This is a genomic window from Mesorhizobium sp. M7A.F.Ca.MR.148.00.0.0, from assembly GCF_003997735.1.
Taxonomy (GTDB): domain Bacteria; phylum Pseudomonadota; class Alphaproteobacteria; order Rhizobiales; family Rhizobiaceae; genus Mesorhizobium.
Map to the genome: position 1 here is coordinate 62,951 of NZ_RZTB01000001.1, position 26,390 is coordinate 89,340.

The following is a 26,390-nucleotide window of genomic DNA, read 5'->3' on the forward strand; positions in this document are numbered from 1 at the left end:
AGGCTGTGAACGGCAGAGGCCGTGGCAGTCTCATTGGTGAAAACAAAGGTTTTACGATGCAGGTCACCGAAACGCTCAACTCCGGTCTCAAGCGAGAGATCAAGATCACCGTGCCGGCCGGTGACATGGAAGCCAAGCTGATGGCGCGGCTTTCGGATGCCCGCAACAAGGTCCGCATCAACGGCTTCCGCCCAGGCAAGGTGCCGGTACAACACCTGCGCAAGGTCTACGGCAAGTCGTTCATGGCCGAAGTGGTCAACGAAATCCTCAACGATTCGACCCGTTCGATCATTACCGGGCGTGGTGAAAAGGCTGCCATGCAGCCCGAAGTCATCATGACCGAGGACGAGAAGGAAGCCGAGAAGATCCTGGCCGGCGGCGCCGACTTCGAATTCCGCCTCAACTACGAGATCATCCCGGCGATCGAGATCAAGGACTTTTCCGACATCAAGGTGACACGCCAGGTGTTCGACGTGCCTGATGCCGAGATCGACGAGCAGGTCCAGCGTGTTGCCGAATCGGCGCGCAGCTACGAGCCGAAGACCGGCAAGGCCGCCAATGGCGACCGCGTCACCATCGACTATGTCGGCAAGATCGACGGCGAAGCCTTCAATGGCGGCGCGGGCACCGATCAGCCTCTGGTGCTGGGTTCGAAGGAATTCATCCCCGGCTTCGAGGATCAGCTGGTCGGCGCCAAGGCCGGTGACGAAAAGCAGGTCACCGTGACTTTCCCGGAAAACTACCAGGCCGCGCATCTTGCCGGCAAGGAAGCGACCTTCGACGTCACCGTCAAGGAAGTGTCCCAGCCCGGCGCGCTGGAAATCAACGACGAGACCGCCAAGAACCTCGGCCTGGAGTCGCTGGAGCGCCTGCGCGACGTCGTACGCGGCCAGATCGAGAACCAGTTCGGCGCCATGACGCGCCAGAAGGTGAAGCGCCAGCTGCTCGACCAGCTCGACGCGGCTTATTCGTTCGAGGCGCCGTCGAAGCTCGTCGACGCCGAGTTCAACAACATCTGGGCGCAGGTCAATCGTGACCTGGAAGCAGCCGGACGCACCTTCGCCGACGAAGAGACGACGGAAGAAGAGGCGCGTGCCGAGTATCTGCGGCTTGCCGAGCGCCGCGTGCGTCTCGGCCTGGTGCTGGCTGAAATCGGCGAGAAGGCCGGCGTGACCGTATCGGACGAAGAGCTGCAGCGCGGCCTGTTCGAGCAGGTGCGCCGCTATCCGGGCAACCAGCAGCAGGAAGTCTTCGAGTTCTACCGCAACAACCCGGAAGCGTTGAACACGCTGCGGGCGCCGATGTTCGAGGAAAAAGTGGTCGACCATCTGCTCGGTCAGATTTCGGTCACCGACGTCAAGGTCAGCAAGGAAGAGCTGATGGCCGACGACGAAGAGGACGAGACCTCCGTCAAGGCGAAGCCGGCGAAGAAAGCCGCCGCCAAGAAGGCCGACGCCAAGAAGGCCGACGACGCGGAAGAGCCCAAGAAGAAGGCCGCGCCGAAGAAGAAGGCCGCCGAATAACACCAGCGCTCCGCTGAAACAGGAAGGCCGCCCTCGAGGCGGCCTTTTTCGTTGCCAAACTGCAACAGCCGCCATGCTTCGCGAGCGGCGGCCTGTGGCGACCAAGCTTTGATCATTATCTGCGCTTCTATTGCAAGCCGCTTGGTTGTTGGAGGGCGTGTTGAGACTGTTCGTCGAATTGGGACACGCTTCGGCAATCGCGCTGGTCCTTGTCTCGGTCTGCGGCATCGCCCAGGCCGGCACGGTGCCTGACAACTGGCGCTTCGGCACGAGTGAAGACGGCCTTGTCACGGCCTCGCTCTACGCAACCAACAAGCTGATCACCGGCGGCGGTGCCTTGAGCTACAGCCCGATCCTGACGATTGCCTGCCGGGCAAACGGCGAGCCGCATTGGACTGAATGGCTGCAATTGAACGACGCTGTTTCGGCCAGCCGCAAGATCACCATGTCGATCACGGTCGATCAGGAGAGCAAGTTCGATGAAAGCTGGGCGGTCGGGCCGCGCGGCCGGATGCTGGTGCGCGATGGCGCCGATGGCATCAGGCGCCTTGTCGCCGCGAACCGGCTCCAGCTTTCGTGGCGGTTCGGGCTGCTGGCGGGGCGCGGCGAGGCCGATTTCGACCTCGCCGGGTTCGGCGAAGCGGTCAACCAGGTAGCCGGCAGCTGCAACACGGATGTACCTTGAGCCACTGTAGGCCACCTCAACCTTGTACGGTCGACCTCTTCTACCCGCCGGCCAGACTCTGTGGTATATAGGTGCCGTAATTCCATTTGGGGGGAGAAGCGGATAATCTGTTCCGCCGTGCAAGGCCTATTGCTGGTGTGATCGGCACGCGCGGATCGTCTCGGGCACATTTGACGATCAGGGAGGAAAGTCATGCGCTTAGTCGCGTTTTTCGCCGTCATCTCTGTTGCAACCTTCGTCGCCGGTCCATCGCAGGCTCAGGATGCTGCTGCTGGCGAGAAGGTCTTCGCCAAATGCAAGGCCTGCCACATCGTGGAGGAGGACAAGAACAAGATCGGTCCATCGCTGCACGGCGTCATCGGCCGCACCGCGGGGACGCATCCAGATTTCAAATATTCCGATGCCATGATTGCGGCCGGCAAATCCGGCCTCAAATGGGATGAATCAACACTGACGACCTATCTTCACGATCCCAAGGCCATGGTAAAAGGGTCCAAGATGGCGTTTGCCGGCCTCAAGAACGATGCGGACGTGGCCAACGTCATTGCCTATCTGAAAACGTTCTCCAAGTGACCTGACACCTCCGTCCTGCGTTTAACCTCTTGTTTTACTGTGATCTTATCCGAACTAGGGCAGCGTAAGCAAAGACCGGTTTTCAGTTTTCGCTCGCGCCTTTAGTTCGGATCATGGCCCAGGTGCTTCCATCAGAGATGTCGACTAGGGAAAACCGCCTCAAGGATACCGACATCCGCCTCTCGGAAGCGACTGCGGGTGATTTCTTCGCGCTTTTAAAGCCGCGGGTCATGGCGCTTGCTGTATTCACTGCGTTCGTTGGCCTGATGGCGGCGCCCGGTGCGATGAATCCGGTCATCGCCGTGATTGCAATCGGTGCGATTGCGATCGGAGCAGGAGCGGCCGGGGCTCTCAACATGTGGTACGACGCCGACATCGACGCGCTGATGTCGCGCACATCAAAGCGGCCGGTTCCGTCAGGCCGCGTCACGCCGGGTGAAGCCCTCGGCTTCGGCCTGGTGCTTTCCGCACTTTCGGTCATCACGCTCGGCGTGCTGGTGGGCTGGCTTGCCGCATCGCTGCTGGCCTTCACCATCTTCTTCTACATTGTCATCTATACGATGTGGCTGAAGCGCTCGACGCCGCAGAACATCGTCATCGGCGGCGCGGCGGGTGCCCTTCCTCCTGTCATCGGCTGGGCGGCCGCCACTGGCGCGATCGGCGTTGAAAGCTTCATCCTGTTTCTGATCATCTTTCTGTGGACGCCGCCGCATTTCTGGGCACTCGCGCTGTTCAAGGTCGGCGACTACGCCGCTGCGGGTATCCCGATGATGCCGAACGTGGTTGGCTTGGCCTCGACCAGAAAACAGATGTTCGCCTATTCGCTGCTCCTGGCGCCAATCGGCGTGCTGCCCTGGGCGTTCGGATTCGCGAGTGGGTTCTATGGAATTGTTTCGACTGCATTGGGCGCGGGTTTCATCTGGCACGCCTGGAAGGTCCTGATCGCTCCCGAAGAGGAGATGAAGCCTGCAAAGGCGCTGTTTGCCTTCTCGATTTTCTATCTTTTCGCGATCTTTGCCATACTGCTTGCCGATACGATCGCGATGCGAGCGTCCACGTCAACTGGAGTTGACGGCAAGACCGCTGTTAACGGAATACTGGTCGGATGAGGCAGCCAGTCTGTACTGCCGAATTGAAGGCGTTGCGGACCAGAATCGGCTCGAACATCACGAAGGAATCGCACAGAATCCCAGGATCAGCAGGGCGACCACGCCGACGCCGAGTATGAGAAGCGTCCTTCCATCCATGACCTTCACCTTTGAACCCGAGAATATCGAAAAAAGACCACCAGAGCTAGCCGAACCGCCGGGACCCTTCTGACAAAGGGCGACAAGTCTCTGGCAAGAGAGTATGTTGATTGCGGTGCAGGTCGCGGTTTTGCGTGGCCACGCAAACGGCAGCACCGCGAAGCCGCGACCTTACCGGACCTGGTCTGGAGGAATGGTCATGGCTAGCTTTCATGTGATAGCAGGCGCCAGCGAGACGCTGGAACATACCAAAATTCGAAAAATCGGTGTTTCCGACCTTTTCGACGCGCTCAGGCGGGGCGTCGACGATTTCATGGTCAAACCGTCACATATCGTTTTTCTCTGTCTGATCTATCCGCTCGTGGGTGTCGTGCTCGCCGCCTGGACTTCGGGCGCCAATGCGTTGCCGTTGCTGTTTCCGCTGGTCTCCGGTTTCGCCTTGATTGGCCCATTCGCGGCGATAGGCCTCTATGAAATCAGCCGCAGACGGGAAGCCGGCGTGGACTCCTCCTGGAGGCATGCTTTCGAGGTCAGGAATTCTCCGGCGCTGCCGGCCATTGCCGCGGTCGGCATCATGCTGTTTGCAATCTTCATCACCTGGCTTTTGACCGCGCAGATGTTCTACCAATACCTTTTCGGCCCGGCTCCGCCTGAATCGATATCCGGCTTCATCAATGAAATATTTGCCACCGGACGTGGCTGGACGCTGATTATCCTGGGGCACGCCATAGGCTTGGTCTTCGCTGTGGTGGTGTTGTGCACAACGGTCGTCGCCTTCCCATTGTTGCTCGACCGGGACGTCGGCGCCTACGAAGCCATCCACACCTCGGTGCGTGTGGTGCTGGCGAACCCGATCACCATGGCCGTGTGGGGCCTGATCGTCGCCGTCGCCCTGATTATCGGCTCGCTGCCGGTGTTCGTCGGGCTGGCTGTCGTGTTGCCGATCCTCGGTCACGCCACCTGGCATGTCTACCGCAAGGTCGTGGAGCCGCCCGCAAGGCCGGCGGTTTGAGCGAAGTCTCCTCGCCGCACAGGCGAGGGGGCGGTTCTGATCGAAACTGTCAGTAAGCCGGGTGACTGAAGCGAGCCTGGTGTGCGCCCATGATCAGGTTACGGAAATCCGCGCCACTGACATGCACCAGCGTTCTATGGTCGCCGCCTTCGAAGTAGACGTCGGCGGCATCGGCGAGGCTTTCTTTGACAATCACCGGTACATCATAGGCAGCGCCGATCGGCGGAATGGCGCCGGTGTCGCAATCATCGAAGAGCGAAACCACCTCGTCTTCGGAGGCGAGTCCGAGACGCTTGTCCATGACATCTTGCAACCTGCCAAGTTCGATCCTGTGGGTGCTCGGAACCACGGCCAGCGTATAGCCAAGCTCGTGGTGAACGACCACGGATTTCGCCAGGATGCTGCCGGGCACATGCGCGGCTATTGCCGACTGCCGGCTTGTTGAAGTGCGATGATGGGCGACGGTGTCGTAGGAAATTCCCTTGCCGTCGATGAAAGCCCTTAATCTGTTTGCGATCGTCATCTTGGCCTCCCTTGCCAGACTTCGCGACGCGCGTAGAACGAGAGAAGTCATTCTGCCGATGTCGCTTCCGATATCTGGAAAATGGACCAGCCGCCCGTTGTTTCAAGGCAACCGAACGGCAAGCAGCATCGTCGCACAACTGAAGTCGGGGCAGCTGGATCTCACCCAGCTCTTGATTCAGGGCCCGTCTCCGAAAAACACCAACCGGGTGAAAAGCGTGTAATCCGCTTCGAAGACCATCATGGCCACGAACACAAGCACCAGTATCGGCGGCAGGATGATCGCATAGGTCAGCGCCAGCCGCTCCCAAGCCATGTGCATGAAGAAGGCGACGATCAGGCCCGCCTTGAGCATCATGAAGATCAGGATCAGCGACCATCTGAGATAGCCGTGGAGGCCGAAATAATCGACCATGTAGGAACAGGCGCTTAGGATGAACAGCCATGCCCAGACCACCAGATAGAGTTTGATCGGGTGTTCCTGATGGACCTCGGCATGGGGGGCAGCCGTCCGAGCTTCATGGGCGTGACCAGCGCCAAGTCCGTGTTGTCCGAGGCCGTTTGCGGTTGCTTCAGCCATATCTGCCTCTCACCAAAGATAGAAGAAAGCGAAAATGAACACCCAGACCAGGTCGACGAAGTGCCAGTAGAGCCCCATGATCTCGACGCTCTCGTAGTGACCCCTGCGGCTGGTGAAGAAGCCGCGCCGTCCGGTGTCGTAGTCTCCGCGCCAGACCTTGCGCGCCACGATGAGCAGGAAGATTACCCCGATCGTCACATGGGTGCCGTGGAAACCGGTGATCATGAAGAAAGACGAACCGAATTGTGCGGCGCCCCAGGGGTTGCCCCAGGGCCGCACCCCCTCAGTGATCAGCTTGGTCCATTCGAAGGCTTGCATGCCGACAAAGGTCGCGCCGAGTGCCGCGGTCAGAAGCATCAGAATTGCCGTCTTCCGGCGGTCGCGGCGATAGCCGAAATTGACCGCCATGGCCATCGTGCCGCTGCTCGAGATCAGCACGAAGGTCATGATGGCGATCAGGATTAGCGGAACATTCGAGCCGCCTATGTGCAGCGCAAAGACCTCGCTCGGGTTGGGCCACGGCACGCGCGTCGAAATACGCGCGGTCATGTAGGAGAGCAGGAAACAGCCGAAGATGAAGGTGTCGCTGAGCAGGAAGATCCACATCATGGCCTTCCCCCAGGACACGTTCTTGAACGCCCGCTGATCCGAGGACCAGTCGGCGGCAATGCCTTGCCAACCCGCTGGCCGGGGCGTCGTTTGGCTGATATGCGTCATTGTCGTCTCGGACATCCGCTTGATCCCTTAGGTCAGCAATTGTCGGCAAATGTCTATGAACGTAGCGCCCCAGCCGGCAAGCAGGGCGAATATGGCGAGCCAGACGAAAAGCAGGAAATGCCAGTACATGGCGCACAGCTCGACGCCGAGGCGAAGCCGTTCCGGCCGCGCTTCATTCCAGGCGCCGGCAGTCGTTCTGCCGAGACTGACCAGCCCGCCGAGTATGTGCAGGCCATGCATGCCGGTGATTAGGTAGAAGAAGCTGTTGGCCGGATTGGAGCTCAGCAGATAGCCGTCTTCGGCCAACTGCCGCCATGCCACCAACTGCCCGACCAGGAAGGCAAGCGCCGTGAGCCCGGCTGTGGCGAGGCCGAGTCTGACCATATCGCTCTGCCGCTTGCGCGCGGCGGCCGAGGCGCATTGCAGCGCGACGCTGCTGAGCACCAGCACGCCGGTGTTGAGCCAGAGCAGGCGCGGCAGCGGCAGCGGCTGCCAGTCCGACAGCGCCATGCGCATGAAGTAGGCGCTGGTGAACAGCGCGAACAGGCAGCCTACAACGGCGAGGAAGACACCGAGGCCGATCTTAGCCGTCGGCAGCGCCGAGCGGTCGAGGGCGACAAAATCCTCGGCCATGCCTTGCTCGAGCCATGGCTTCGACATCAGCCGCTGATGGGAAAGCCACCATCCGACAAAGGCGACGACCACCAGCAGGAAGACCAGGATGACGCTCATGCCGGCTCCTTGTAGGTGCCGAAGGAGCCTGGCACGTTCTGCGGAATGAAATCCTCCTTGGCGCCCGGCACGCTGTAGTCATAGGCCCAGCGATAGACGATCGGCAGATCCTTGCCGAAATTGCCGTGGGCCGGCGGGGTTTCGGACGTCTGCCATTCGAGCGTCGTGGCGCGCCAGGGATTGCCGCCGGCCTCACGGCCGTGACGGATGCTCCAGATCAGGTTGAACAGGAACACGATCTGGGCAAAGCCGACGATGAACGCCATGATGCTGATGAAGGAGTTCAGGTGGTGGGCCGATTCCGTCATGATCGTCATGTCGGTCAGTTCGGCATAGCGCCGTGGCAGGCCCACCAGGCCAAGATAGTGCATGGGGAAGAAGATCAGATAGGCGCCTAGGAACGTGACCCAGAAGTGGAACTGGCCGAGCGTCTCATTCAGCATCCGACCGGTTACCTTGGGGTACCAGTGGTAGATTGCGCCGAAAATCACGAGGATTGGAGCGACGCCCATGACCATATGGAAATGCGCAACCACGAACATCGTGTCCGACAATGGAACGTCGACGACGACGTTGCCAAGAAACAGGCCGGTCAAGCCGCCGTTGACGAAGGTGACGATGAAGGCCAGGGCAAAGAGCATCGGTATGGTGAGATGGATGTCGCCGCGCCACAGCGTCAGCACCCAATTGTAGACCTTGATGGCGGTCGGCACGGCGATGATCAATGTCGTGGTGGCGAAGAAGAAGCCGAAATAGGGGTGCATGCCGCTGACATACATGTGGTGAGCCCAGACCACGAAGCTCAGCGCGCCGATGCCGACGATCGCCCAGACCATCATCCGGTAGCCGAAGATGTTCTTGCGCGCATGGGTGCTGATCAGGTCGGAGACGATGCCGAAGGCCGGCAGTGCCACGATGTAGACCTCGGGGTGACCGAAGAACCAGAACAGATGCTGGAACAGGATCGGGCTGCCGCCGCCATGCTGCAGTTGTTCGCCCATCTCGACGATCGCCGGCATGAAGAAGGAGGTGCCGAGCGCACGGTCAAACAACATCATCACGCAGGCGACGAACAGCGCCGGGAAGGCGAGCAGCGCCATGACGGTAGCGGTGAAGATGCCCCAGACCGTCAATGGCAGGCGCATCAGCGTCATGCCCCGCGTGCGGGCCTGCAGCACCGTCACGACATAGTTCAGGCCGCCCATGGTGAAGCCGATGATGAACAGGATCAGTGAGACAAGCATCAGGATGATACCCCAGTCCTGGCCGCCTGGCGTACCGGTCATGATGGCTTGCGGCGGATAAAGCGTCCAGCCGGCACCCGTCGGTCCGCCGGGCGCAAAGAAGCTCGACACCAGAACCACCACGGCAAGCAGATAGATCCAGTAGCTCAGCATGTTAACATAGGGGAAAACCATGTCGCGAGCTCCGACCATCAGCGGGATCAGGTAGTTGCCGAAGCCGCCCAGGAAGAGCGCCGTGAGCAGGTAGACCACCATGATCATCCCGTGCATGGTGATGAACTGGTAATAGGCTTCCGGGGTGATGAAGTCGAACGTGCCGGGGAAACCGAGCTGCAGCCGCATCAGCCAGGACAGCACCAGCGCCACCATGCCGATTGCCGTCGCCGTCGCCGAATACTGGATGGCGATGACCTTGGCGTCCTGCGAGAAGATATACTTCGTCCACCAGCTGTGCGGATGGTAGAGTTCCATTTCCGGGACTTCGGCGGCCGGGACCGCATCTGCAGGCGTGATATCGACCATAGGAGGAGTTCCTCCGTGCCCTTTTCAGCGGGACCCGACAGTTTCGAGTTTTGCCGCAACTTTTAAAGCTGATGCCGTTGCCTTGCCCGGCGCCTGTTGCGCCGAGCCCGTCTGCTGGGGCGCCGACAATTGCGCGAATGTCTGCTGCTGGTCGAGCCAGGCCACATAGTCCTGCTCGGTGTCGACTATGACGATGCCATTCATCAGAGGGTGGCCTTGGCCGCAAAGCTCGGCGCACAGCACCTGGAAGGTTCCTGTCTTGGTCGGCGTGAACCAGAAATAGGTGACCGAGCCCGGGATCATGTCCATCTTGGCGCGGAACTCCGGCACGTAGAAATCATGCAGCACGTCGATCGAGCGGAGCAGCATCTTGACCGGCTTGCCGACCGGCAAATGCAAATCAGCCGCTTCGACCACGACATCGTCCTGACCGTTGGGATCGCCGGCGATCACGCCCAGCGGATTGTCCGCGGTGACCTCGCGGGTGTCGGATCTGCCAAGCTTGCCGTCCTTGCCAGGCAGACGAAAACTCCACTGCCACTGCTGGCCGACGACTTCGACCACGGTTGCGTCGCTGGGAACGTTGACGAACTGGCTCCAGACGAACAGGCCGGGAACCAGCAACGCCGTAACCCCGACCGCGGTGACGATCGTCAGCCACGATTCGAGGCGCTTGTTCTCCGGTTCGTAGGCAGCCCGATTCCCTTCCCGATGACGGAAGCGGAAGACGCAATAGGCCATGAACAGAACCACGGCGGCGAAGACGACACCGGTGATCCAGAAGGTGATGCTGATGGTGTTGTCGATATAGCCCCAGTTCGAGGCAATAGGCGTCCACCACCATGGACTCAGCAGGTGAAACAGCACCGAGCCCACAACGATCAAAACGAGTACAAGCGCTACGGCCATGTCCCGTCCTCCCGGCATTCAAAGGGCGATCGAAGCTGTCCCGGCGAATGCCAAGTTCATCATAGCTCTTTTTGCGATCGAAATTCCAGAGCCGACTATCTTGACGGGAAAAATACCGCCTTTTTGCTACAGCGACCTTCGAGAAGGGCCGTTCCTAGATCAGCAGCAGGCCCTTCATGCTGGCATATCCCTTCCGCCCGATGATGATATGGTCGTGCACGCCAATACCCAGCCGCTTGCCCGCCTCGATGATCTCCTTCGTCATTTCGATATCGGCTCGTGAGGGTGTGGGGTCGCCCGACGGGTGATTGTGGACCAGGATGATGGCGGTGGCCGAGAGTTCGAGGGCGCGCCTGACCACCTCGCGCGGGTAGACGGGCGTATGGTCGACGGTGCCTGTCTGCTGAACCTCGTCGGCGATCAGCGCGTTCTTCTTGTCGAGGAACAGGATGCGGAACTGCTCGCGCGCCTCGAAGGCCATGACCGACCGGCAATAGGCAAGAAGCTGTGTCCAGGACGAGAGGACTTCGCGACCCTGCACCTCTCCGCGCGCCATGCGCTGCGCGGTTGCCGCGACGATCTTGAGATCGAGCGCCACCGCAGGGCCAACGCCCTTGACCTCCTGCAAGAGGCCAACCGGCGCCCCGAGCACTTCGGCCAGCGTGCCGAAGCGCGCCAGCAGCGCCTTGGCCGCCGGTTTGGTGTCGGCACGAGGGATCAGGCGAAAGAGCAGAAGTTCCAGAAGTTCGTAATCGGGCAGGGCGTCCGGACCCGCCAGGGCAAAACGCTCGCGCAGTCGGTCGCGGTGACCGAGGTAATGCGGCTTTTCGTCGAGCGTCGCCTTGGCTTTCGCCGCAGGCCGCATCGGCGCTTCGGAGAAGAAACTCCGCTCGTCGTCGTCGTTTGTGTTCCCCATACACCGCCCACATTGCTCCAGCGCAGACATTAGAACTGTTCTGGCCGGGATTGAAACAGTCTTGTTCCCCGATCGCGAGACGTCCCACGGCAGATCGTCGCTATGGCTTTCTCATACGGCAAGATGAAACCACGATTGCGCAACAAAACTTAACATCACTTAACGCATGCGGCCACTTTCACCTGACATGTTGGCGCCATCGGAGGCTCGTTGCCTCGCTATACTGGAGCGCGCATGTTCGCCAAAATTGACTCTGGACTGTTGGCCGGCCGGGCATCTCTCGCGGCCATGGCAATCCTGCTTTCGATGCATTCGGAGGGCGCGCTGGCGGCAGACGCCATTGCGGTGAATTCCGATGATTTTACCCTGCCGCCCGAGCCTTCCCGTTTCGGGCGTTTCGAACAGAAGCTGGCCGACTGGCATGTCGTGCTTGGCGGCGGCGCCATCATCGTCCCCAAATATGAAGGCAGCAATGAGTTCAAGATCATGCCGGTGCCTTTCGTCACGGCGACATTCCTCGATACGGTGACGATCGACCCGACAGGTGCCAACATCGCCGTCTATGAACAAGGACCGTTCGCGTTCAGCGCTCGGCTTGGCTACGAGATGGGCCGCAAGGAAGACGACTCCGACCATCTGCGCGGCTTGGGGGACGTCGACATGGGCGCGACGGTCGGCGTGAAGGCAGCGGCGAAGTTCGGTCCGGCCGAGATATTCGCGCAACTCGACAAGACCATCGGCGGCAGCGATGGCCTGGAGGGCAGGGTGGGGATCGAGGTGACCCGGCCTCTGTCTCAATCGTTGATGATCGGCGCCAGCGCGTCCGCTGTCTTTGCCGACGAAAATTACATGCAGGCCTATTTTGGTGTCACGCCCGAACAATCGGCTCGCTCGGGGCTGGCGCGCTATGATGCCGGCGCCGGTTTGAAGCGCGCCGATTTTTCGATTTCCGCCACATATATGCTCGACGAGAGCTGGATGGTGCGCGGCGAAGCGGGGGTCGGTGTTCTCTTGGGTGATGCTGCCGACAGCCCTGTTGTCCTCGAAAAGATCCAGCCTTCAGGGATGCTTCTCGTCGGATATCGGTTCTGACGCCTACCCAGGCACCAAATGCAGGCTAGACAAACTCCGGAATGGCACAGCAACGGCACCAAAGCGATTTGAGCGCCGAATCCAGGTCGGCCAGGCAAGGTTCGCGCATCCTCATTGTCGAAGACGATCTTGAGATCGCGCGCATGCTGGGCGAGACGCTCACCGACAACGGCATGATCGTGGAAATTGCCGAGAGCGGCGTCCAGATGAACGCCGCGCTTCGCAACCAGAAATTCGATCTCATCGTGCTCGATGTCATGCTGCCGGGCGAAAATGGTCTCAACATCTGCCGCCGTCTTCGTGCCGGAACCAACATTCCGATCCTGATGCTGACCGCGCTCGGCGAGGAAATCGACCGCATCTTCGGGCTGGAAATCGGCGCCGACGATTATGTGACGAAACCGTTCAGCGCGCGCGAACTGACGGCCAGGATACGGGCGCTGCTGCGCCGTACAGCCTATGCTCCAGACGAGCGGGACTGGTCGAAGGTGCTCCGTTTCAACGGCTGGCGCCTCGATCCAATACGCCGGCAATTGCATGACCCCAACAATGCGCGGGTTACGACCACGACGCATGAATTCGACCTGTTGCTTGCCTTTTGTCGCAATGCGGGCCGGGTTCTCTCTCGCGAGGAACTTCTGGGCGTAACCCATGCCGGGCTCGCGGGGCCGATCGAGCGTAGCGTCGATGTCCATATCAGTCGAATCCGCAGGAAGATCGAAAAGGATGCGCGCGATCCGGTGCTTTTGAGGACCGTTCGGTTGGGTGGCTATATCTTCACCGCGACGGTGGAGGAAGCATGAGTGATATCCTCCGCCGTTTCCTGCCGCAGTCCGTGCGTGGGCAGTTTGTGGCGATCATTTTCATCGCGGTGATCGTGATCATGTTCGTCGGTTCGGTCGTTGAGAGTTTCATAGAGAACGTCGACCTTCCCGCAGCGGAAGATAACGCAAGGCGTGCAGGCGTTGTTGCTGCCTTGTTGCTAGAAACGCCGGCGGAGGCGCGTGGCGCAATTCTGGCGACAGCAAAGCGGGCCGGCTTTGATTTCGAGATATTGCCCAAGGACCAGATAGCCGGCATTCCCCAGTCCTATCTGCAATGGCGAAGTGTCGAATGGCTTTTGCGTATCGACAGGGGGACGGTTGATGGACGCTGGCTAAGGATCGGCGGCCGATACGCGTTTGTCATCGACTTGGACCAGCAGGACGTCCTGGCCCATTTCGGCATGCCCGATTCCTGGCTGACATCGGGCCTCGTCCGTGCCTCGTTCTACAGGTTCATGGCTTTCGTCGCCTTGCCCGTGCTGATCTGGCTGTTTGCGGTTTGGGCCGTGACGGATCCATTGAAGCGCATCTCGGCAGCAGTCGGTTCGGCCGAGATCGAGAATGGCGAACAGCTCTTCGTCGAACACGGCTCCATTGAAATGGTGGGCTTGGCGCGCGCCCTGAACAGGATGAGGACGCGCATCCGCACGATGATCGAAAACCGCACACGCATGTTGCGCAGCGTCAGTCATGATCTGCGCACGCCGTTGACGCGGCTGCGGCTTCGCGCCGAGCGTATGGATGATGGCCCCATCCGAACCGCAATCCTGTCCGATGTCCAGCACATCGAAATCTTGATCGACGAGACCCTGACCTATTTGCGCAACGATGTTTCGACGGAGAAGCTGCAGCTCGCCGACATTGCCAGCGTTCTGCAAACCGCCTGCGCCGAATTCTCAGATGTCGGATTTCCTGTCTCATATTCCGGGCCGGACCGGCTCCTGGGCTGGTGCAAGCCCAATGCATTGGCGCGTGCGATCGCCAATCTCTGCGACAACGGGGTTAAATTCGCTGGCAACGTCACGGTCGCCTTGACGGCGACCGGCACGGCGGCGCGCATCACGGTAGGGGACGGCGGGCCGGGTATTCCGATGACGGCACGCGCCCGTGTTTTCGAACCATTCTTCAAGGAAGATGCGTCGCGCGGCATTGCATCGAAGCATGGCTTCGGTCTGGGCCTCTCGATCGTTGCCGACATCGTCCAGGGCCACGGCGGCAGGATCGAATTGCAGGACAACCAGCCCAGCGGACTGGTCGTCACCATCGACCTGCCGAATGCCGCTGGCGTGCAGTCGGCATAGACGGCCTCCTGCCGGGCAGACGCGCTCTAAGCCGGCAGGCCGGGGCGATCGAGCTTTTTGGGCGACAGCGTGAAAATCTCGCACCCTGTGTCGGTCACGCCGATCGTGTGCTCGTACTGCGCCGACAGCGAGCGGTCGCGCGTCACCGCAGTCCAGCCGTCCGACAGAACCTTCACATGCGGCCTGCCCAGATTGATCATCGGCTCGATGGTGAAGATCATGCCTGGCCGCATCTCGACGCCTTCATTGGCGCTGCCGTAATGCAGGATGTTCGGCGCGTCATGGAACAACTGGCCGACGCCGTGGCCGCAGAAGTCGCGCACCACCGAGCAGCGCTCGCCTTCGGCAAAGGTCTGGATGGCGGCGCCGATGGCACCGGTGCGGGCGCCCGGCCTGACCGCTGCAATGCCGCGCATCAGGCATTCATGCGTGACTTCGAGCAGCCGCTCGGCGGCGCGCTTGATCGTGCCGACCGGATACATGCGCGAAGAATCGCCGTGCCAGCCGTCGAGGATGTAGGTGACGTCGATGTTGACGATGTCGCCATCCTTGAGCGGCTTGTTGTCGGGAATGCCATGGCAGACGACATGGTTGATCGAGGTGCAGGACGATTTCGTGTAGCCGCGATAGTTGAGCGTCGCCGGCAGCGCGCCGTGGTCCATGCCGAATTCGAAGACGAAGCGGTCTATTGCTTCGGTGGTGACGCCGGGCTGGACCATCGGCACCAACTCGTCGAGGCAGCGTGCCGTGAGATCGCATGCCTTGCGCATGCCGGCAAAGCCGTCCTCGCCATAGAGGCGGATCTGGCCGGTATTTCTGAGCGGGGCCGTGGCAGCGTCGAGATAGGTGACCATTTTGTCCGTGTAGCGGGTAGGGCTCTGCAGGAGAGCCAGCGTGGAAATTTCCCCAGATTTGGCACTTGAGGGCAAAAGGTTCAAGGAAGAACTGTCTGATGCGGCCGCGCGCTTCCGGATATTTGCCTCGCATGGGCGATGTCTTGCCGGTTTTGCCCGGTTTGCTTCCCTTTCTGGCCATGGTGCGTTAGGGCGGGTGATGTTTTCGAGATCGCGTCCCTTCGCGGCGGCCAGGCAAACCGGATGGCCTGAAGCGCCGCTGACGGCAGCGTGCTCATGCCTGATGGGCATGGTGCTGCTGGCGATGCTGTGCTTCGGCCTGCCGGTGGCGTCAGGCATTGCGGGCTCTGCGCCAAGCGGTGCCAGTGTCGGTGTCGAGCGGTCGGGCGAGGTGGCGGCGCTGCTGCGTGTCACCGGCAAGGCGCAAGCGCTGGAGGTTCGTGCCGGCCGTCCGGTCCTGGTCAAGTTCGCCGGCGGCCATCCCGCGCTTGCGGTCCCCGACGCTGTTTTTCTTTGGGCCGAACGGACATCGCAAAGAGCGATGGTTTCGGGATATGGGGCCGCCTCGGTTCCCGGAGCGAGCACCAACCAGCCGCGCGCACCCCCGGCCATCACGGCCTGAGCGGCCCAGGGCCGTACCCCCACCTCATCGCTATTCCTGTTCGCGTCGTGATCGTGCGGCGGCTGTCGGCCGCGCAGCGGTCGCGCGGCGCGTCATTTCCGAATTATTTCAATGCAACAACGCATCAAGACTTTCAAAACCCTGTCGCGCGCGGCCTCGGCTGCCACGTTCCTCTGCGTCCAGGCGCTCATCTGCATCGGAACCGTCTATTGGGCGGTTGCCGAGACGCTCGGCCTGTCGGCGATGGCGGCCCTTGTTCTCGGCGGCATCTTCGCCGTGCCGACGGTATTTGTACTGATCACCGCCTGTCGCATGGCCTTCGACGCGGAGGCGGATCCGGCGAACCAGTGAGCGTATGTCGCCCAAGACATATCTCGGGAGCGCGATCTATTCTGGGCGGCGTGGCGGTTCAGCGACCCAAGTGACGACACATTTCTGGGTCAAAGCCGATCAAAGCAACTTTTGACGACGAACGGCGTTGCTGCGGTGACGCCGGTTCGGGAGACAGGAAATGGACAGACTGCAATTCGAGGTGCCGGTGCGCATAGCGCCTGGACCCGGTCTGCCGGTCGAGGAGATCTATGGCGTCGAACAGGCGCTCGATTTTCTCCAGGACTGGCCTGCGCGCCGTCAGGGCCCGATCTATCAGAAAGCGTTCAACGCCTGCTTTGGCGCCACGGTGGACGTGGTCAAGACCGAGGACGCCTGCCGGGCGTTCATGGCGTTTTGCCGGGCGAGCGGACTAATGGCAAGAGACATGATGACGCCGCGCAAGCGCGGCGGTGAGGCGAGGGCGCTCCAGGCCTGAGGGCCGACGCCGTTTCGCTTGCCCCGATTCCTACGTCAACAATCGCGTTGAACGCACACGGCGATGGCGCGTGCGTAGGGCTGCGCCCTTTTCGTCCCCGACGACCGCCCCACGTTGCACCCACCTCAGCGCCGTTAAGCTTCCGTTTCCACCTTCCCGGCTACGCCATTGCTTGTTGGCAATGGTTGATTCGTTGCGTCAGTCTCATGGTTTGGAAGATGTCCCCAGAAAAAGTCCGTGCGTTCCCGATCGACCGTCAGGTATTCTTGGTCAGGGAGGTTGCTGCCAAGCTCGGCAACCTGCATGGCGAGACCGCCACCTCGTTCTGGAGAGCCAAGGCGTCGGAGTTGCTCGATCTCGTCGTCGGGTCCGGCAGGGACAGAACAGCAGCCAGCGATGAAGTGCGCAGGTTTTTCCTGGCCGTGCAGCGAGAGATGTTGGCTGATACGGTCGCGGAGTCGATGCCAATTCTTTCCGCTTGAAGCAAATCCTGAACCTCCATCCTCCATACATGCATCAGTAATTTGTAAATACGTTTACTCCGGTGTGTTTTTCGAAGACCCGGTCGTTGTTCGCGCGGTCTCGGTTGCGAATCCGGCAATTTCCCGCCGGCCTTGAGGGGCGGCCCACTCTGAGACATCGATGTGCTTGCGCGTTGATCAGCCAGCGAAACACTTCTTTTTTGAAGCCAATGGACCACTGCTCAAAAATGCAACGAACTTTTTAGCCATTCGTTCATTTATGCGTGCTTTCTAATTTAAACCATGGCCTTGAGTAGCTTCACCCGTGTTCGGCTTGTAATGGACGCCATGCGCCGGAGCACGGCCGCAAACGTCGCTACCATTTTTGCTCTGACCTTGCCGGTCGTTGTCGGCGCTGCGGGCTTCGGCGTCGAGACCTCCTATTGGTACTACAACAGCCTGAGGTTACAGGCGACGGCCGATGCAGCCGCCTATGCCGGTGCGCTCGAACAGATCTCGGGTTCCGACAAGCCGACGATCGTCGCGGCCGCGACCCAGTCCGCGGCGTCGAACGGGCTGGGCTCGGGCACGATCGTCGTCAATACGCCGCCGGCGTCCGGACCGAATACGGCGAAAAAAGCGGTCGAGGTGATCGTCAGCCAGCAACTCGACCGGATGTTCACCCTGATCTTCACACAAGAAAAGGTTCCCGAACAGGCGAGGGCGGTGGCCGTCATTACCGACGCCTCGAGTGCCTGCATGCTCGCGCTCGATCCGTCAGCTTCGCAGGCGGCGCTGTTTTCCGGCAGCACCAGCGTCAAGCTCAACGGCTGCTCGGTCATGTCCAATTCCATTGCTTCCGACGCCGTCAAGCTTCAGGGCTCGGCGGGTCTCCAGGCCAAATGCGTGATCTCTGCGGGCGGCGCTCTCTCTCAGCAACCCCGTCACCACCGTCTGCGCGGTCCCGATCACCCAGGCGCTGCCTGCCGGCGATCCCTTTGTCGACCTGCCGGCCCCGGTGGCCGCGACCCCCTGCCAGAACGACAACAAGGCGACGCTCGGTCCAGGCACCTATTGCAGCGGCATGAACCTGAAGGGCAATGTCACGCTTTCGCCCGGCGTCTATGTCGTCCAGGGCAGCTTCAAGATAAACGCCAACGCTGCCATCACCGGCAGCGGGGTGACCATCTTCATGTCGGGCAGTTCGACGGTCAGCATGAACGGCAATGCCTCCGTGCAGCTTAGCGCGCCGACTTCGGGCAGCTATTCAGGCGTTCTGTTCTACGGCGACAGGACCGGTAACAGCGCATCCAGCACATTCAACGGCACAGCGGACTCGCTTTTGACCGGAGCCATCTACTTCCCCAAGCAGCAAGTGAACTATCTTGGCAACTTCTCGGGCAAAGGCGGCTGCACCCGGGTCGTCGCCGATACGATCCAATGGTCCGGCAACTCAACCATCAATCAGGATTGCTCAAGCCTCGGAATAGACGACATTCCGGCCGCGCCGTCCGTGGCGCTGGTCGAGTAGCTTCGTGGAGCGCCGATCGATGCCGATCCTTGGCGATGATTCGGGCGTTGCGGCGGTCGAGTTCGCGATGGTGCTGCCGATTCTGTGCCTGGTGCTGCTTGGTATTCTGGACGGCTGGTCCTACGTAACGAGTTCACTGTCGATGCGCGCCGGTGTGAAGACCGCCGCGAACCTGGTCATGAGCGGATCGACCGATGATGCGGCGACCCAGGCCCTTGCCATTGCGAGTTGGGAAAATCGGCCGGAAGACGGCCAGGTCACGCTAAGCCGCATCCGTATGTGCGGGGCGACGGTGGTCGACGCGTCCACCATGTGCAGTGGGCCGAAGGTGCCGGCGGTCTATGTCCAGATACAGGCATCGGGCACCTGGGTGCCGCCAATTGCCTTCGGCCCATTTGCCACTTCCACTGTAATCGGTCACCAGGAGACGATCCGTGTCCGCTAGGGTAAGCGCGTTCCGGCGGGATCGATCGGGCGGGGCCGGGCTGGAGTTCGCGCTGATCGCGCCCTTCCTCGTCATGCTGCTGTTCGGGATCTTCGCCTTTGGCTGGTCGATGCACTCGGTCTCCAGTGTTCGCTATACGCTGGAGACGTCAGCGCGCTCGCTGCAGCTTAAGAACACGCTGACCCAGGCCGACATTCAATCGATCGCCACGCAGAAATTGCAAGCCTTGGGGTTTAAGGACGTGAACGTCACCATCGCCATCGACCCCGTGAGCGGCGGCTTCCGCATGGCGCATCTGACCGCGGCCTATGCCTTCGTCATCGACTTCCCCTACTTCAGTTCCTTCCCGATCAACTACGCGACAACCGTTACGGTGCCGCTGCTTGGCAGCGGCTAGGCTGTGGCCTGATAGCCTCGCGCGCTGGGGCTCTGCTTACTTGTACGCCTTGAGCGCGATCAGACCGCCGAGAATGGTTATCGCCATGAGGATCAGCGCCCACGACACAATGTTGTGTGACAGACGCCTCCGGCGACTGCGCAGGGCCTGGTCCCGCCAGCGTTTGGCCTGATCAGCCCCTGTGTTTTGTCGATCCACGTCCTTCTCCACGAGCAGAATGCGACTCATGCCGGCTGGTGTCCAGATCGGCACCGGTTTTGGCGGTCACGATGCAAGCTTGGCACTCAGCCTGCTTTTGATGGCACGGGGCTAGATAATATATTTCGTAGTGCTAATATTAAGGTGACGCTAGGTCATGTCCGACCATCTGTCGGGTGCAATATGGGGGTTCCAATGAGAGTGGCTGTATTTTGCGTGGCTGTCGTTTTCGCTGCGGCTGGTATCGCTGTTGCCAAGGAAAAGAAGGCGGCGGTCAGTGACGCCGCCGCCTTGTGTTCCACCAACCCGTCAGCCAAGAAGCCCGCTCCAAATCTGGACTGTGGTTTCACGGGAACCGCCAAATCGGAAGATAGCGGCGCAAAGGCAGAGCCGCGCCTCGGATACGACGCCAATCCGTGGATTGTAACCGGCTTTTGACTTCGCGTTGGCGGATGCCGGTTGAAGCGCTGAAGAGGGGCGTCTTGACCGGCGGGCGTCGCCCCCGCGACCGGAGCGTAACGGTCGGGCGCCGTCGAGAAGGAGGAAGCGCAAATGGCCGCCTATCTGATCGCGGATGTAGACGTAAAGGACGCTGCCGCGTTCGAGGAATACCGGCGGGATGTGCCAGCCACCGAGGAGCGTTATGGTGGGAGATATCTAGGTCGTGGCGGTGCGACCAAGGTCTTGGAGGGCGATTGGGAGCCACACCGTTTGGTTATTATCGAATTCCCCGACATGACGTCGTTGATGGGCTGGTACAATTCGCCGGAATACGCCCGCCTTATTGAAATCCGGAAGCGTTGCGCCAACACCAGGATCATTGCGCTCGAGGGGGTTGCAACACCCACTCTTTGACCGTGGTGGCTCGCCTTAATCAGGTAGTATCCGGCTTTTTTGCCCGAATCCGTACACCTCGCAGTCAGCTGTTTAAAGCCGGGAAACCAGGCAATAAATGCGGGCTTACCACTGCGGGGCTTTCTCATTGTCGCGGTGCCCGAGAACCCAACTCGACCGTGCAATGAAAAGCCCGCCACGGGGGCGACCTGCGGCGGGCTCTTGGAGCGGCTACATCCCTGAGGAATCGACCACTTTGTAGCAGGATTATGACCTGTGTGGCCGCGTTAGCCTATGGTGTGATCGCGGAAGACTGCGCGTCAGTTGACGACCGCGGCAGAGAGCCAGGCGAAATTGGCCACATTGGGAGGGAGGTTTGCGCTAAACGCATTATTCTTCTGGTACGCCCAAGGGGAATCGAACCCCTGTTACCGCCGTGAAAGGGCGGTGTCCTAACCGCTAGACGATGGGCGCGCTCAGACGAAGCGGCTTATACTGGCGTTGTGCGCAACCGGCAACCCGTCAGGTGCCACCTTGGACAACTTTTTTCCGGGCCAGCCAAATCAACGATTTCCCGAGGGTTGGCAGGCTTTGACAATTAGCGGCGACACCCATCGTTTCGTCATCCCAGGGTCTCCGCGACGGAGCCTCGCCCTACTTCGCTCTAGGATGACGAAGTTTGTGGGAGGCTTCGGCTAATCCCGAATGCTCAGAATGGTCACCGGTACGATCTTGGCTGCTAATAGGCCTAAGACCGTCTGCTAGACTAGCCGTCACCGCCGCTGCGCCGGCGGCAGCGCCAGTTCCAGTCGCGCTCGGGGCCGACGTCGACGTGAACCGATTCTGTGTGGCAGTACGTGCCGACGCCGCCGCGGCCGGGCATGCTTCTGATGTAGCTCGCCAGTTCCCATTTCGAAACGCCGGGAACCTGGATATCGGCGGCGGCGCAATACATGTGCAGCGAATTCTTGGCGCCGTTGGCGCGCCGGTTGCGGGCCGGGTCGCGATAGCCTGACGTCACCGTCATCTTGCGGCCGTAGTGGCCTTCGATCGTCTTCAGCACGCGCACCAGCGACGGCTTCAGGCAGGCCACATCGACGCTTTCGTTCTGCTTGAGCAGCCCGTTGGGCGCCAACCGGGCCATGCCGGCGGCTGACGCAACCTGATAGGAGCCGCCGATTGGCCCCTCATCCTCGTTGAGGTCGACGTCGCTTTCGTCGTCGAGGCCGGACTTGCGCTTGATCTCGAACAGGGCCGTCTGGCGCACGCCGGGCAGGGCATCGCTGCCCGTGATGTGGCCGCTATCGCCACCGAGCGAAGCCAATTGCACCGGTTTTGCCGTGGAATTGGCCGAGGCCAGCGTGATGATCGGCTTTGCTGCTGCTGGCGCCAACTTGGCTTGCACCGAGGGCTGCTCGCCCGACCGGGTGTTGATAAGCGGCGCGGGTGCTTCCGAGGCCGGCGTGGCGCCAAACATCGAGGCCAAGAAACCTTTTTTCTTTGGCGCTTCGACCTGCGGCATCTCGCCAGCAGTCACGTAGACAGGATTGTTCATGGCCGGAGCGGCTGCCGGCTTCGGCGCCTTGGCGCCGGCATCGGCCACTGCAATCTGTTGGGCGACCGCATCGCTCTGCTGCGCCGTCTGTGCTTGCTGCTGCAAGGATTGCGGCGTTTGTCCGGCAATCGTTTCGGCGCCGGCCGGCGTGGTCAGCGGAAAGGCGGCTTGCGGATTGGCCACCGGCACATAGGCAACCTTCTCGGGCAGCGCCGTATCGCTCGCCGTCATCACGGTCGTCTGCTCGGTCGTGACCTCGGACGAATCGGCGACAGCGGCCGACTTGCCACTTGAGGCAGCATTCATATCCGATGCGGTGGCATTGTAACCGGGCATTCCGACCGACATTGTCGGGTCGCCAGCCGAAGTGCAGGAGGCCAGAAGCAAGGAGCAGAGCGCTGCCACAATGGCGCGGCGTTCTCCCTTTGCGAGGCTCCATCCTGCTGATTTCAAAGTCAAATTCCCCCTCGATGTCCGGTCGGTATATCCTTGGCGCCACACGCATGCGTTGGTGCCAGGGTGACCTTTGTCTCCGATCCGGAAACGAGACCTGTGTCAAATCCGCAAGCCTGAAAGTATTTTTGCGGTGATTGCCGAATTACGGCCGCTTGATGGTTGACGACACCATTTCGCCCGCTTTTGGCGGTCCGTCAACTCACCACACATTACAGTCCGTTACACACGTACTTTCACATAGGTGCCGGGAGCATCACCCAAGGTTTTCATATGCTTGCCCGGTTTGCGGGCAGGCACGCGGGTGTTGTCCTTGGCCTCTATCCAGTCTTGCCAGTGCGGCCACCAGGATCCTGGATGGTCGGTGGCATTGGCTATCCACTGGCTGAAGTCGCCCGTCGGCGTACCCCCGGTCCAGTACTGGTATTTGTTGGATGCCGGCGGATTGACGACCCCTGCGATATGGCCCGACCCGGCCATCACATACTCGACCGTGCCGCCGAAATATTTTGAACCGAGGAACACCGAAAGCGCCGGCGCGATGTGATCTTCCTTGGAGGCGAGGTTGTAGACCGGGATGGTGATGTCGCCGAGCGAGACCGTGTGGCCCGCCAGTTCCATCGTGCCTTGCGAAAGATTGTTCTCAAGATAGCAGTTGCGCAGGTAGAAAGAGTGATTGGCCGCCGCCATGCGGGTGGAATCTGCATTCCAGTAGAGCAGGTCGAAGGGCAGGGGATCCTTGCCGCGCATGTAGTTGTTGACGACATAGGGCCAGATCAGGTCGCCTGAGCGCAGCATGTTGAAGGCGGTCGCCATCTTGGTGCCGTCGAGATAGCCTTTTTCGCTCATCGACTTTTCCACAGCGGCGACCTGTTCTTCGTCCACGAACACCTTCAGGTCGCCGGCATGGGTGAAGTCGACCTGCGTGGTGAAGAAGGTCGCCGACTTGATGCGGTCGTCGCCCTCTTGCGCCATCAGCGCCAGTGCCGCCGCCAGAAGCGTGCCGCCAACGCAATAGCCGATCGCGTTGACGTCGCGTTCGCCGGTGGCTTTCTCGACGGTGTCGAGGCCGTATTGCAGACCCTCGCGGATATAGGCTTCCCAACTCTTGGTGCCGTGGCGCTCGTCCGGATTGATCCAGGAGATGACGAACACGGTGTGGCCCTGTTCAACCGCCCAGCGAATGAAGGATTTCTGCGGGTTCAAATCGAGGATGTAGAATTTGTTGATCCATGGCGGGCAGATCAGCAAGGGCCGCTTGAGCACCGTCTCGGTCGCCGGGTCGTACTGGATGATTTCGGCGACGTCGCTGCGGCCGACCACCTTGCCAGGAGTGGTGGCGATGTTCCTGCCGATCTCGAAGGGTGAGTAGTCAGCCTGCCGCAGCTTCAGGTCGCCCTTGCCGGCGGCGATGTCCTCGGCCAGCATCTTCATGCCGCGCACCAGGTTTTCGCCGTTCGACGCGACGGTTTCACGGAACAGTTCCGGATTGGTCAGGATGAAATTCGACGGCGAGATGGCGTTGGACACCTGCTTGACGTAAAAGCCGGCCTTGTGGCGGGTGTGCTCGTCAAGGCCTTCGGCGTGCTCGACCAGATCGGCCGCCCAGCGCGAGGTGACGAGATAGGCCTGCTTGAGGAAATCGAAGAAGGCGTTGCGGCCCCATTCCGGGTCGAGGAACCGCTTGTCGCCGCGCTCCGGCCTGACCGCGTCTTCGGTGTCTTGCGCGGCGTTGCTGGTGCGCTGAATGGCGTTGGCCCAGACCGTCATATAGCCGGAAAACAGCCGCGTCTGCGCTTCCAGCGCGCGCTGCGGATCGGCAAGCCAGTATTCGCTGAGCTTGGAAAAGGTCTTCACCATATCGACAACGGGCTCAGCGACATAGTCGCGCACGTCGCCTTTTTCGCGCGGCTCGGCCCAGGCGGAAGCGGCCTTGCCGGCCTGCTCGATCATGCGCGCCATGTTCAGGGCGAAGCGTTCCGGGTCCTTCACCAGATATTGCTCGACGGTCGAAGGCTCGTCATCTTCCGCTTTGCCCGAATCGGGTGTTTTGGACATGGTTGGCGGGGTTCCTCCCGAGGCCTTTTCTTGACATATTAACATGGGACATCCGACCGGGCCAATCTCGCTCTACCTCGGCTGCCAGGGAAACAATATGACGATTATTATTGGCGAAACTGTTTTTTTCGGTGCTGGACATTTTTGCCGCATCGGCGCGGCGATCGTCCTCATCGGGATTGCCGGGTGCTCGAGCACCAACACGAATGGCCCGACGCCTGTCGCTGCGGGTACGGGGCCGAAGGATACCGGCACCTTTCCGAACCTGAACATCAAGCCGCAAGTGGCGGCGCCTCAGTTCACCGAAGCCGAGAAGAACGCCAAGCTCGCGCAATTGAAGGCGGATGAGAATGCGCAGGCGGCAAAGGGCGGCGGCCCGAAGGTCGCCAACCAGGCGGCGCTGACGGATCTGGCCAAGAAGCATGGCGACGAAACGCTGAAGCAGATCGAAGCCAAATGCGACCCCGCCCTCGACCCTACCTGCAAATAAGTATATAGCGCGCGCCCAACACCCCCCTTCGCTGTCTGGAACTGCCATGGAAGAATTTCACAAGGTTCGCCGGCTTCCGCCTTACGTGTTCGAGCAGGTCAACCGGCTCAAGGCCAGCGCCCGATCGCGTGGCGCCGACATCATCGACCTCGGTATGGGCAATCCGGACTTGCCGACGCCCAAGGCTATCGTCGACAAATTGTGCGAGGTCGTGCGCGACCCGCGCACGCATCGCTATTCCTCGTCGCGCGGCATTCCGGGCCTGCGTCGCGCCCAAGCCGCCTACTATGGCAGGCGCTTCGGCGTGAAGCTCAACCCCGACACGCAAGTGGTGGCCACGCTTGGCTCGAAGGAAGGCTTCGCCAACATGGCGCAGGCGATCACGGCGCCCGGCGACGTGATCCTGTGCCCGAACCCGACCTATCCGATCCATGCCTTCGGCTTCATCATGTCGGGTGGCGTCATCCGCTCGCTGCAGGTGGAGCCGGACGACGGCTTCATCCCGGCGCTCGAGCGCGGAGTCAAGCATTCGATCCCGAAGCCGCTGGCGCTGATCCTCAACTATCCGTCGAACCCGACGGCGCTGGTCGCCTCGCTCGATTTCTACAAGGATGTGGTCGCCTTCGCCAAGAAGAACGACATCATTATCCTGTCCGACCTTGCCTATTCGGAGATCTATTTCGACGGCAATCCGCCGCCCTCGGTGCTGCAGGTGCCTGGCGCGATCGACGTTTGCGTCGAATTCACCTCCATGTCGAAGACCTTCTCCATGCCCGGTTGGCGGATGGGCTTTGCCGTCGGCAACGAGCGGCTGATCTCGGCGCTGACGCGGGTGAAATCCTATCTCGACTACGGCGCCTTCACGCCGATCCAGGTGGCGGCGGCACATGCGCTCAATGGCGACGGCGCCGACATCGCCGAAGTCCGCGACATCTACCACAAACGCCGCGACGTGATGGTCGATGCCTTCGGCCGCGCTGGCTGGACCATTCCGGCACCGGCGGCATCGATGTTCGCCTGGGCGCCAATCCCGGAGCCGTTCCGACATCTCGGCTCGCTCGAATTCTCCAAGCTGCTCATCGAACATGCCGACGTGGCCGTGGCGCCCGGTGTCGGCTTCGGCGAGCATGGCGACGAATTCGTGCGCGTCGCTCTGGTCGAGAACGAGCACAGGATCCGGCAGGCGGCGCGCAACATCAAGCGCTTCCTGTCGACCAGCGCCAAGCAGCCCAACAATGTCGTGCCGCTCTCCGCTCACCGGTAAGCTTGCCGCACGCAAATTCGA

At 60.9% G+C, this 26,390-nt stretch carries 31 protein-coding genes, 1 tRNA gene and 1 pseudogene; 20 read left to right on the top strand and 13 right to left on the bottom strand.

Going from position 1 to position 26,390, the window contains the following annotated elements; translation table 11 throughout:
* Window positions 1-56 precede the first annotated feature (56 nt).
* The 5 genes from tig (at window position 57) to EOB49_RS00380 (ending at window position 5,040) form a co-directional block, all read left to right on the top strand.
* Window positions 57-1,523: a trigger factor gene (gene tig, locus EOB49_RS00360; RefSeq protein WP_127270945.1), complete on the top strand. Its 1,467-nt coding sequence runs from the start codon at window positions 57-59 to the stop codon at window positions 1,521-1,523.
* Between the two features lie 160 nt (window positions 1,524-1,683).
* On the top strand, window positions 1,684-2,208 hold the full coding sequence (locus tag EOB49_RS00365) for a hypothetical protein (RefSeq protein ID WP_127379811.1): 525 nt from the start codon (window positions 1,684-1,686) through the stop codon (window positions 2,206-2,208).
* A 192-nt stretch (window positions 2,209-2,400) separates the two neighbouring features.
* A complete protein-coding gene (locus tag EOB49_RS00370; RefSeq protein WP_127323209.1) occupies window positions 2,401-2,781 on the top strand; it encodes a cytochrome c family protein in 381 nt (126 codons plus the stop codon).
* Between the two features lie 137 nt (window positions 2,782-2,918).
* A complete protein-coding gene (gene cyoE, locus EOB49_RS00375; protein ID WP_127379812.1) occupies window positions 2,919-3,890 on the top strand; it encodes a heme o synthase in 972 nt (323 codons plus the stop codon).
* Window positions 3,891-4,227: 337 nt separating this feature from the next.
* On the top strand, window positions 4,228-5,040 hold the full coding sequence (locus tag EOB49_RS00380) for a DUF2189 domain-containing protein (protein WP_127379813.1): 813 nt from the start codon (window positions 4,228-4,230) through the stop codon (window positions 5,038-5,040).
* Between the two features lie 49 nt (window positions 5,041-5,089).
* On the opposite strand, the gene EOB49_RS00385 is transcribed toward EOB49_RS00380, so the two are convergent.
* From EOB49_RS00385 to radC, 7 genes are all read right to left on the bottom strand, one after another.
* On the bottom strand, window positions 5,090-5,563 hold the full coding sequence (locus EOB49_RS00385; RefSeq protein ID WP_127379814.1) for an aminoacyl-tRNA deacylase: 474 nt from the start codon (window positions 5,561-5,563) through the stop codon (window positions 5,090-5,092).
* A 177-nt stretch (window positions 5,564-5,740) separates the two neighbouring features.
* Complete coding sequence (locus EOB49_RS00390; protein WP_127379815.1) at window positions 5,741-6,142, bottom strand: cytochrome C oxidase subunit IV family protein; 402 nt, start codon at window positions 6,140-6,142, stop codon at window positions 5,741-5,743.
* A 9-nt stretch (window positions 6,143-6,151) separates the two neighbouring features.
* A complete protein-coding gene (locus tag EOB49_RS00395; protein WP_127379816.1) occupies window positions 6,152-6,874 on the bottom strand; it encodes a heme-copper oxidase subunit III family protein in 723 nt (240 codons plus the stop codon).
* Between the two features lie 12 nt (window positions 6,875-6,886).
* A complete protein-coding gene (locus EOB49_RS00400) occupies window positions 6,887-7,591 on the bottom strand; it encodes a cytochrome c oxidase subunit 3 (RefSeq protein WP_127379817.1) in 705 nt (234 codons plus the stop codon).
* Window positions 7,588-9,357, bottom strand: coding sequence for a cytochrome c oxidase subunit I (ctaD, locus tag EOB49_RS00405; RefSeq protein ID WP_127321124.1), 1,770 nt, complete (start codon window positions 9,355-9,357; stop codon window positions 7,588-7,590). The genes EOB49_RS00400 and ctaD overlap by 4 nt, the downstream gene beginning before the upstream one ends.
* 24 nt (window positions 9,358-9,381) lie before the next feature.
* Complete coding sequence (locus tag EOB49_RS00410; RefSeq protein ID WP_127321125.1) at window positions 9,382-10,266, bottom strand: cytochrome c oxidase subunit II; 885 nt, start codon at window positions 10,264-10,266, stop codon at window positions 9,382-9,384.
* A gap of 154 nt (window positions 10,267-10,420) precedes the next feature.
* Complete coding sequence (gene radC, locus EOB49_RS00415; protein ID WP_127379818.1) at window positions 10,421-11,182, bottom strand: DNA repair protein RadC; 762 nt, start codon at window positions 11,180-11,182, stop codon at window positions 10,421-10,423.
* Between the two features lie 234 nt (window positions 11,183-11,416).
* On the opposite strand from radC, the gene EOB49_RS00420 reads away from it, so the two are divergent.
* From EOB49_RS00420 to EOB49_RS00430, 3 genes are read left to right on the top strand one after another with little or no spacing between them, the layout of a single operon-like run.
* Window positions 11,417-12,274, top strand: coding sequence for a MipA/OmpV family protein (locus EOB49_RS00420; RefSeq protein ID WP_127379819.1), 858 nt, complete (start codon window positions 11,417-11,419; stop codon window positions 12,272-12,274).
* 41 nt (window positions 12,275-12,315) lie between these two features.
* On the top strand, window positions 12,316-13,077 hold the full coding sequence (locus EOB49_RS00425; protein WP_032900681.1) for a response regulator transcription factor: 762 nt from the start codon (window positions 12,316-12,318) through the stop codon (window positions 13,075-13,077).
* A complete protein-coding gene (locus EOB49_RS00430; protein WP_127379820.1) occupies window positions 13,074-14,399 on the top strand; it encodes a HAMP domain-containing sensor histidine kinase in 1,326 nt (441 codons plus the stop codon). Before EOB49_RS00425 ends, EOB49_RS00430 begins: the two co-directional genes overlap by 4 nt.
* 26 nt (window positions 14,400-14,425) lie before the next feature.
* Here the strand turns inward: EOB49_RS00430 and map are convergent, their stop codons facing one another.
* Window positions 14,426-15,253, bottom strand: coding sequence for a type I methionyl aminopeptidase (gene map / locus EOB49_RS00435; RefSeq protein WP_013532002.1), 828 nt, complete (start codon window positions 15,251-15,253; stop codon window positions 14,426-14,428).
* A 199-nt stretch (window positions 15,254-15,452) separates the two neighbouring features.
* On the opposite strand from map, the gene EOB49_RS00440 reads away from it, so the two are divergent.
* The 5 genes and pseudogenes from EOB49_RS00440 to EOB49_RS37230 form a co-directional block, all read left to right on the top strand.
* Window positions 15,453-15,875 (top strand): hypothetical protein, encoded by a 423-nt coding sequence (locus EOB49_RS00440; protein WP_127379821.1) that lies wholly within the window; start codon window positions 15,453-15,455, stop codon window positions 15,873-15,875.
* 111 nt (window positions 15,876-15,986) lie between these two features.
* Window positions 15,987-16,226: a hypothetical protein gene (locus tag EOB49_RS00445; RefSeq protein WP_127379822.1), complete on the top strand. Its 240-nt coding sequence runs from the start codon at window positions 15,987-15,989 to the stop codon at window positions 16,224-16,226.
* A gap of 160 nt (window positions 16,227-16,386) precedes the next feature.
* Window positions 16,387-16,683 (top strand): DUF982 domain-containing protein, encoded by a 297-nt coding sequence (locus tag EOB49_RS00450; protein ID WP_127271426.1) that lies wholly within the window; start codon window positions 16,387-16,389, stop codon window positions 16,681-16,683.
* A 218-nt stretch (window positions 16,684-16,901) separates the two neighbouring features.
* A complete protein-coding gene (locus EOB49_RS00455; protein ID WP_023810460.1) occupies window positions 16,902-17,165 on the top strand; it encodes a DUF6074 family protein in 264 nt (87 codons plus the stop codon).
* A gap of 327 nt (window positions 17,166-17,492) precedes the next feature.
* A pseudogene (locus EOB49_RS37230) lies at window positions 17,493-17,588 on the top strand (hypothetical protein); the annotation flags it as partial.
* Window positions 17,589-17,635: 47 nt separating this feature from the next.
* Here the strand turns inward: EOB49_RS37230 and EOB49_RS37235 are convergent.
* Entirely contained in the window at window positions 17,636-17,986 is a 351-nt protein-coding gene (locus EOB49_RS37235; protein ID WP_245472384.1) for a hypothetical protein, read from the bottom strand.
* 176 nt (window positions 17,987-18,162) lie between these two features.
* Between EOB49_RS37235 and EOB49_RS37240 the strand changes: the two genes are divergently transcribed.
* From EOB49_RS37240 to EOB49_RS00470, 3 genes are read left to right on the top strand one after another with little or no spacing between them, the layout of a single operon-like run.
* On the top strand, window positions 18,163-18,675 hold the full coding sequence (locus EOB49_RS37240; RefSeq protein ID WP_245472385.1) for a hypothetical protein: 513 nt from the start codon (window positions 18,163-18,165) through the stop codon (window positions 18,673-18,675).
* A gap of 19 nt (window positions 18,676-18,694) precedes the next feature.
* Entirely contained in the window at window positions 18,695-19,120 is a 426-nt protein-coding gene (locus EOB49_RS00465) for a TadE/TadG family type IV pilus assembly protein (protein WP_127270090.1), read from the top strand.
* Window positions 19,110-19,517, top strand: coding sequence for a TadE/TadG family type IV pilus assembly protein (locus EOB49_RS00470; RefSeq protein WP_127270088.1), 408 nt, complete (start codon window positions 19,110-19,112; stop codon window positions 19,515-19,517). The genes EOB49_RS00465 and EOB49_RS00470 overlap by 11 nt, the downstream gene beginning before the upstream one ends.
* A 36-nt stretch (window positions 19,518-19,553) precedes the next feature.
* On the opposite strand, the gene EOB49_RS00475 is transcribed toward EOB49_RS00470, so the two are convergent.
* Window positions 19,554-19,745 (bottom strand): hypothetical protein, encoded by a 192-nt coding sequence (locus tag EOB49_RS00475; protein WP_164762344.1) that lies wholly within the window; start codon window positions 19,743-19,745, stop codon window positions 19,554-19,556.
* Window positions 19,746-19,910: 165 nt separating this feature from the next.
* Between EOB49_RS00475 and EOB49_RS00480 the strand changes: the two genes are divergently transcribed.
* On the top strand, window positions 19,911-20,153 hold the full coding sequence (locus tag EOB49_RS00480) for a hypothetical protein (protein WP_127379874.1): 243 nt from the start codon (window positions 19,911-19,913) through the stop codon (window positions 20,151-20,153).
* A 114-nt stretch (window positions 20,154-20,267) separates the two neighbouring features.
* Window positions 20,268-20,570 (top strand): DUF1330 domain-containing protein, encoded by a 303-nt coding sequence (locus tag EOB49_RS00485; protein WP_127327465.1) that lies wholly within the window; start codon window positions 20,268-20,270, stop codon window positions 20,568-20,570.
* 378 nt (window positions 20,571-20,948) lie between these two features.
* Here EOB49_RS00485 and EOB49_RS00490 read toward each other — a convergent pair.
* From EOB49_RS00490 to phaC, 3 genes are all read right to left on the bottom strand, one after another.
* Window positions 20,949-21,023 (bottom strand) — tRNA-Glu (locus EOB49_RS00490).
* Between the two features lie 292 nt (window positions 21,024-21,315).
* Window positions 21,316-22,563 carry a YcbK family protein gene (locus tag EOB49_RS00495; RefSeq protein WP_127379823.1) on the bottom strand — a complete coding sequence of 416 codons (1,248 nt, stop codon included), beginning with the start codon at window positions 22,561-22,563 and terminating at the stop codon, window positions 21,316-21,318.
* Between the two features lie 216 nt (window positions 22,564-22,779).
* A complete protein-coding gene (phaC, locus tag EOB49_RS00500) occupies window positions 22,780-24,615 on the bottom strand; it encodes a class I poly(R)-hydroxyalkanoic acid synthase (protein ID WP_127379824.1) in 1,836 nt (611 codons plus the stop codon).
* A 97-nt stretch (window positions 24,616-24,712) separates the two neighbouring features.
* Between phaC and EOB49_RS00505 the strand changes: the two genes are divergently transcribed.
* Both EOB49_RS00505 and EOB49_RS00510 read left to right on the top strand, forming a co-directional pair.
* The gene (locus EOB49_RS00505; protein WP_127379825.1) at window positions 24,713-25,105 is read left to right on the top strand and encodes a hypothetical protein; all 393 of its coding nucleotides are present in this window, start codon (window positions 24,713-24,715) and stop codon (window positions 25,103-25,105) included.
* 46 nt (window positions 25,106-25,151) lie between these two features.
* Window positions 25,152-26,369 carry an LL-diaminopimelate aminotransferase gene (locus EOB49_RS00510; protein ID WP_023810473.1) on the top strand — a complete coding sequence of 406 codons (1,218 nt, stop codon included), beginning with the start codon at window positions 25,152-25,154 and terminating at the stop codon, window positions 26,367-26,369.
* The last annotated feature ends 21 nt before the right edge of the window (window positions 26,370-26,390 follow it).

Coding starts and splice junctions, on each gene's coding strand:
- EOB49_RS00485 (WP_127327465.1), top strand. CDS start 20,268: ATGGCCGCCTATCTGATCGCGGATGTAGACGTAAAGGACGCTGCCGCG.
- EOB49_RS00385 (WP_127379814.1), bottom strand. CDS start 5,563: ATGACGATCGCAAACAGATTAAGGGCTTTCATCGACGGCAAGGGAATT.
- EOB49_RS00480 (WP_127379874.1), top strand. CDS start 19,911: ATGAGAGTGGCTGTATTTTGCGTGGCTGTCGTTTTCGCTGCGGCTGGT.
- EOB49_RS00505 (WP_127379825.1), top strand. CDS start 24,713: ATGACGATTATTATTGGCGAAACTGTTTTTTTCGGTGCTGGACATTTT.
- phaC (WP_127379824.1), bottom strand. CDS start 24,615: ATGTCCAAAACACCCGATTCGGGCAAAGCGGAAGATGACGAGCCTTCG.
- EOB49_RS00465 (WP_127270090.1), top strand. CDS start 18,695: ATGCCGATCCTTGGCGATGATTCGGGCGTTGCGGCGGTCGAGTTCGCG.
- ctaD (WP_127321124.1), bottom strand. CDS start 9,357: ATGGTCGATATCACGCCTGCAGATGCGGTCCCGGCCGCCGAAGTCCCG.
- EOB49_RS00445 (WP_127379822.1), top strand. CDS start 15,987: ATGCAACAACGCATCAAGACTTTCAAAACCCTGTCGCGCGCGGCCTCG.
- tig (WP_127270945.1), top strand. CDS start 57: ATGCAGGTCACCGAAACGCTCAACTCCGGTCTCAAGCGAGAGATCAAG.
- EOB49_RS37235 (WP_245472384.1), bottom strand. CDS start 17,986: ATGACCGAGCAGCCGTTGAGCTTGACGCTGGTGCTGCCGGAAAACAGC.
- map (WP_013532002.1), bottom strand. CDS start 15,253: ATGGTCACCTATCTCGACGCTGCCACGGCCCCGCTCAGAAATACCGGC.
- EOB49_RS00475 (WP_164762344.1), bottom strand. CDS start 19,745: ATGAGTCGCATTCTGCTCGTGGAGAAGGACGTGGATCGACAAAACACA.
- EOB49_RS00380 (WP_127379813.1), top strand. CDS start 4,228: ATGGCTAGCTTTCATGTGATAGCAGGCGCCAGCGAGACGCTGGAACAT.
- EOB49_RS00370 (WP_127323209.1), top strand. CDS start 2,401: ATGCGCTTAGTCGCGTTTTTCGCCGTCATCTCTGTTGCAACCTTCGTC.
- EOB49_RS00395 (WP_127379816.1), bottom strand. CDS start 6,874: ATGTCCGAGACGACAATGACGCATATCAGCCAAACGACGCCCCGGCCA.
- EOB49_RS00425 (WP_032900681.1), top strand. CDS start 12,316: ATGGCACAGCAACGGCACCAAAGCGATTTGAGCGCCGAATCCAGGTCG.
- EOB49_RS00450 (WP_127271426.1), top strand. CDS start 16,387: ATGGACAGACTGCAATTCGAGGTGCCGGTGCGCATAGCGCCTGGACCC.
- radC (WP_127379818.1), bottom strand. CDS start 11,182: ATGGGGAACACAAACGACGACGACGAGCGGAGTTTCTTCTCCGAAGCG.
- EOB49_RS00400 (WP_127379817.1), bottom strand. CDS start 7,591: ATGAGCGTCATCCTGGTCTTCCTGCTGGTGGTCGTCGCCTTTGTCGGA.
- cyoE (WP_127379812.1), top strand. CDS start 2,919: ATGTCGACTAGGGAAAACCGCCTCAAGGATACCGACATCCGCCTCTCG.
- EOB49_RS00455 (WP_023810460.1), top strand. CDS start 16,902: ATGTCCCCAGAAAAAGTCCGTGCGTTCCCGATCGACCGTCAGGTATTC.
- EOB49_RS00440 (WP_127379821.1), top strand. CDS start 15,453: ATGTTTTCGAGATCGCGTCCCTTCGCGGCGGCCAGGCAAACCGGATGG.
- EOB49_RS00420 (WP_127379819.1), top strand. CDS start 11,417: ATGTTCGCCAAAATTGACTCTGGACTGTTGGCCGGCCGGGCATCTCTC.
- EOB49_RS00430 (WP_127379820.1), top strand. CDS start 13,074: ATGAGTGATATCCTCCGCCGTTTCCTGCCGCAGTCCGTGCGTGGGCAG.
- EOB49_RS00510 (WP_023810473.1), top strand. CDS start 25,152: ATGGAAGAATTTCACAAGGTTCGCCGGCTTCCGCCTTACGTGTTCGAG.
- EOB49_RS00390 (WP_127379815.1), bottom strand. CDS start 6,142: ATGGCTGAAGCAACCGCAAACGGCCTCGGACAACACGGACTTGGCGCT.
- EOB49_RS00410 (WP_127321125.1), bottom strand. CDS start 10,266: ATGGCCGTAGCGCTTGTACTCGTTTTGATCGTTGTGGGCTCGGTGCTG.